This window comes from Leucobacter musarum subsp. musarum (assembly GCF_001273845.1).
Lineage (GTDB): Bacteria > Actinomycetota > Actinomycetes > Actinomycetales > Microbacteriaceae > Leucobacter > Leucobacter musarum.
On the sequence record NZ_JHBW01000107.1, the window covers coordinates 1 to 210 of the forward strand.

Annotated in this window: 1 protein-coding gene; it reads left to right on the forward strand. The window is 64.8% G+C overall.

The window, feature by feature from the left end:
* A partial coding sequence (locus CH42_RS14350; RefSeq protein ID WP_162231097.1) for a CapA family protein occupies window positions 1-210 on the forward strand: 210 nt, incomplete at both ends.

Here is a 210-nt window from a genome sequence, read left to right on the forward strand (position 1 = left end):
GAGTACTGGTCGCAGCCCACTCCCGGTCAGATGGAACTCGCACACCAGCTGCACGACAGCGGGCTCTTCGACTTCGTCTACCAGCACCACGCGCACGCGGTGCAGCCGCTCGAGAACTACGGCGGCAAGTGGATCCTCTACGGCACCGGCAACGCCATCAGCGAGTCCGCGGCACCCGCGCAGCAGGTGAACAACGAGTTCCTGATGACG